Source organism: Arthrobacter sp. Hiyo1 (assembly GCF_001263615.2).
Taxonomy (GTDB): Bacteria; Actinomycetota; Actinomycetes; order Actinomycetales; family Micrococcaceae; genus Arthrobacter.
Genome location: NZ_DF952473.1, coordinates 10,898 through 13,428 on the forward strand (window position 1 = coordinate 10,898; position 2,531 = coordinate 13,428).

Sequence of the window (2,531 nt, forward strand, 5' to 3'; positions counted from 1 at the left end):
GCTGCTGGCACTTCTCGTGCCGCTGATGTTCCTCATGGCCACCTCGACGGCGCATGCCGCCGATGACCAGCAGGCGGAGGACTACTCTCTCTACAAGCTCAGTTCGAACGCCAACGTCTACTTCGCAGACCGGTTGTCGCCGAAGAGCAGCAACACGGCTCCTGACAGCAAGTGGGCAGGCATCTACCAGAACCCGGCCGAAGCGGGTTCGATGATGGGGTACGCCGACGACGGGAACTGGGTCAACTGGCTGTTCTCGACCGTGACCGGGGCATCCCACACCGTCAAGCTCGACGTGTTCCCTGACGGGTATCAGGGCATGAAGAGCTACGCCCAGTTCGGCGCGGCGAACGCCGACCTGGGTCTGGACAAGATGTACTCGGCCGCAGGCTTCGACCCGATCATCCGCGGTGTCGGTGGTGCGCTGATATGGCTGGTGTACATCCTGGCGATCGGCGTGGGGCTGCTGTTCTGGGGGTTCATCCAGATCCTGCAGTTCATGAATCCGTTCCTGTGGTTCCACAAGGGACTGGCCGCCGTGTCGCCGGCGTACAAGAACTTCGCCGACGGCATGGTCACCTCGAACGTGAACGGGCAGGAGACGGTGCACGCTGCGCCATCTGGCCTGTCGGGGCTGGAGAGCTTCATCGCCGACTGGTACGGCACGCTGGTCTCGATGTCCTGGGGCGTGCTCGTTCCCTTGTTCATTGGGTTCCTGCTGATCGGCCTGGTCTTCTTCAAGAAGATGGACAGAGGATCAGCATTCAAGAAGATCGTGGTGCGCGTGCTCTTCCTGGCGTTCGGGCTGCCGATCTTCGGCGGCATGTACACCTCGATCCTGGCGCAGTTCAGTGAGGACCTCGGCACGCAGAACAGCGGACCGACGCAGGTCGTCGCCTCGACGTATGTCGACTTCGAAGGCTGGATGAACAAGGACCGGCTCCATGTGCCGGACAACGCCTCGATCACCTGGGACCCGAGCACCGGCCACGCGCTGCCCATCTCGACGTTCTCGGTAAGAAACACAGCGCTGGCGATCAACAAGCAGGTGCACGCTGGTGAATTTGCGAACCTCAGCGTCTCGGCGGTGGACAAGAACAGCAACGCGTCCTCGGTCTGGGCGAACACGCCGAGCATCAACGGCGACAAGGCCCAGCAGTCTGATGCGTCTAGTGCCGGCATGATCATCGACATGCTCTGGCGGTACATGAGCCATCAGACGGTCAGCGCATCAGACTTCGAGTCGAAGATCCAGGGTGAGATTCAGGCGAACAAGACGATGGATCAGACGTACAAGCAGCAGCTCTTCACCAAGAGCAAGTACGAGGACGCCTCCGGATTCGGCGAAGAAGCGGTTGGCCAGTCGGGTGTCAATCCTGAGCAGCACCCGCTGTTCTCGACGAACCACTCTGGACTGACGGCGTCGGCAGTCGATGGAACCAACGGTGTGTCGTTCTCGTCGAGCGGCACGACGCAGTGTGATTTCCGGGTCGTGAAGGACGGGACCAAGGATCCGCTGGATTGCAACCTGGCTCCGATGGCGGCGTACAACTACCAGAACACGGCGTTCAATGCGGATTCCATGACGGTCTACTCGGCCAACAAGTCAGCCTCGGGATTCACCCGGACGTTCCACTCCTCGGTGGCCCAGGTCGGCACTGGAGCATCTGCGTTCATGTACTGGGCCAACGCCTTCGTGCTGCTGCTGTGCATCGCGCTGCTCGGCATCACCTACGGCCTGGGCATGCTCACCGCGTCGCTGAAGCGCGGCTTCAGCACCATCGTCGCAGTGCCGTTTGCGACCCTGGGTTCGGTCGCGAGCATCGCCAAGGTCATCATCTATGCGACCGCGATGATCCTTGAGGTGCTGGTGACGGTGTTCCTCTACCAGTTCGTCTCGAAGCTGCTGATCTCGCTGCCGCAGCTCATCGAGAGCCCGATCGCGAACCTGTTGAAGCCGTCGAACGGCAACTTCGTCAACGTGCTCGCGAGCTCGACCCTGGGTCCGGTGCTGGTCGTGGTCATGACCCTCGTGTCGATCTTGCTCATCGTCGGCATCACGATCACGCTGATTCGGGTCCGGGGATCGGTGCTGAAGGCGATGGACGAGGCCGTGACCAAGCTTGTGGACCGGTTCCTCGAGACTAACACCCCGCCGAAGGCCGGCGGTGGGCTCATGCCTGCGATGGCCAGCGGTCTGGGTGCAGGTGCAGGCAGTGCCTTGGCGAGCCGTTTGGGCGGCAATAAGGGCTCCTCGTCGATGAGCAACATGGGCAAGCCTGGCGATCCGTCGTCCACGACTGGTGGGCAGGCGACGAATGTCGGCGGCACGAATGGAACCGCGGTCGAAGGTGGTCAGCAGAAGGGCGAGCTGGGGGCCGGTGCGACCGGTGGCAATCCAGATGACGGCGGGAACGCCGGCGGCCTGAATGGAGTACCGGTGGTCCCGGTCTTCCGGGGGGCCCAGGTTCAAACGGCACAGCGAAGGCCCTGCCCGGGGGCTCTGGCTCCGGTGGTGCCGACGGCGTGAA

General features: G+C 62.5%; 1 pseudogene. It reads left to right on the forward strand.

Going from position 1 to position 2,531, the window contains the following annotated elements:
* Window positions 1-2,530 (forward strand): annotated as a pseudogene (locus AHiyo1_RS15680) (hypothetical protein); the annotation flags it as partial.
* Window position 2,531: the final 1 nt, after the last annotated feature.